Raw genomic sequence first — 2,032 nt, forward strand, 5'->3', positions numbered from 1 at the left:
TCGTCGCGCCAGGCGGGCGTCCGGCCCGGCACGGCGATGCAAAATTCCCGCAAGTTTAGTGCATCCGGCGCACGGCCTGCCCGGGACGGCCGGAATGCGTCCCCCGTCGGGCCGCCGTCAACCGCCCCGCCGCGCATATCGCGCCCCGAAAACAGGAAACGGAAAGGCCGGGGTAATACATATGTAATTATTCGGTGCGACGATCGCGTCCCATCCGACTCCGTGCGACACGGCGCGACAGCCGCACCGCCGGAGCGACCGCCCCTTTCCGACTCTCGTTTCGAAGGTTCACCGACATGCTCTTCAAGCGCCCGACCTCCCTGCGCTACGTCCCGTTCGCCTGTGCCGCCGCATTCCTGCTCGCCGCGTGCGGCGGCGACGACGACGTCGCGTCCGATCCCACCCAGCCGATTTCCGCGAAGATCCAGGTGGTCGGCCATCGCGGCGCGAGCGCGCTGCGCCCCGAACACACGCTGGCGTCGTACCGCAAGGCGATCGAGGACGGCGCGGACGTGATCGAGCCCGATCTCGTGTCGACGCGCGACGGCGTGCTCGTCGCGCGTCACGAGAACGAGATCTCGGGCACGACGAACGTGTCCGCGCTGCCGCAGTTCGCGAGCCGCAAGGCGACCAAGACGATCGACGGCGCGCAGCTGACCGGCTGGTTCACCGAGGATTTCACGCTCGCCGAACTGAAGACGCTGCGCGCCCGCGAGCGCATTCCGCAGGTCCGCCCCGCGAACACCGCGTACAACGATCAGTTCGAGATTCCGACGTTCGACGAAATCGTCGCGCTCGCGAAGCAGATGTCCGCACAGACCGGCCGCACGATCCACCTGTATCCGGAAACCAAGCACCCGACCTACTTCCAGTCGATCGGCCTGCCGCTCGAGGACCGCCTCGTCGATGCCCTGCTGAAGGATGCGTACACGGCCCGCACCGCGACCGTCTACATCCAGTCGTTCGAGGTCGCGAACCTGAAGGCGATCCGCAACCGGATCAAGTCGAGCCAGCCGAACTGGAAGCTCGTGCAGCTGATGGACGAAGCCGGCCAGCGCCCGTACGACTTCGTGAAGGCGAACGACAAGCGCACCTACGGCGACCTGTCGACGCGCGACGGCATGCGCGAGGTCGCGACCTATGCGAACGGCGTCGGCCCGTACAAGACGTCGATCATCGCGGTCGCCGCGGACGGCACGCTGCAGCAGCCGACACCGTACGTGCGCTACGCGCACGAGGCCGGCCTCGTCGTGCATCCGTACACGTTCCGCCCGGAGAACAACTTCCTGCCCGCGTCGCTGAAGGACGGCGGCACGCCGGCCACGCGCAACACGGCAGGCTCGGTGCGCGAGATCCAGGCGTACCTGCGCGCGGGCATCGACGGCTTCTTCACCGACGATCCGGCCGTCGGCCGCACGGCCGTCGATACGTTCAAGCGCTGACACGCGCGTCGACCGGGCGCGGCGCGCGACGCGCGCGTTGCGCCCGGTTGCATCGCATCGGTCAGATCACGTTGAAGTGGTGCGTGCCGTCCCGCTTCAACTGGTCGACCAGCCCGTATTCCCAATCGAGATACGCCTGCATCGCGGCCGCCGCGTTGTCGGTGCCTTCGTACGGGCGCCGGTAGCGGTCGACGCGCGGCGAGGCGAGATGCGTCTCGCCGCTTTCGAGCGGCAGCCCGGCGTCGATCCACGCGGCCGTGCCGCCGGTGAGCACCCGGATCTCGGCCGAAGCCGGCAGCAGCGCACGCGCGTCGTCCGCCGCAAACCGCGCGAGCAGGCTCGACCCGCACGTGAACACATAACGCTTCGCGGCCGGAATCGCCGCGAGCGCGTCGCGCAGCTGCGCACGCACGGCGAACCACGCGCCCGGGATATGGCGCTTCACGTAGTTCGCGCTGGCCGTCACGTCGACGATCGCCAGCTCGCCGGGCGCCGCCTCCTTCAGCCAGCCCGCGAGCGTCGCGGGCGATACCTCCGCCACGGCCGGCGTCGCCGGCACGTCGCGCGGCGGCTGGCCGCGCTCGCCGAAA

2 protein-coding genes are annotated in these 2,032 nt (G+C 69.3%); one reads left to right on the top strand and one right to left on the bottom strand.

Going from position 1 to position 2,032, the window contains the following annotated elements:
* The first annotated feature begins 296 nt into the window (after positions 1-296).
* Positions 297-1,442, top strand: coding sequence for a glycerophosphodiester phosphodiesterase (locus DPV74_RS41035; protein WP_059696260.1), 1,146 nt, complete (start codon positions 297-299; stop codon positions 1,440-1,442).
* A 61-nt stretch (positions 1,443-1,503) separates the two neighbouring features.
* Here the strand turns inward: DPV74_RS41035 and DPV74_RS41040 are convergent.
* Positions 1,504-2,032: rhodanese-like domain-containing protein (locus DPV74_RS41040; RefSeq protein WP_257943205.1), on the bottom strand; the 529-nt coding region annotated here is incomplete at its 5' end.

It is taken from the genome of Burkholderia sp. HAN2018 (assembly GCF_024704855.1).
Lineage (GTDB): Bacteria > Pseudomonadota > Gammaproteobacteria > Burkholderiales > Burkholderiaceae > Burkholderia > Burkholderia cepacia.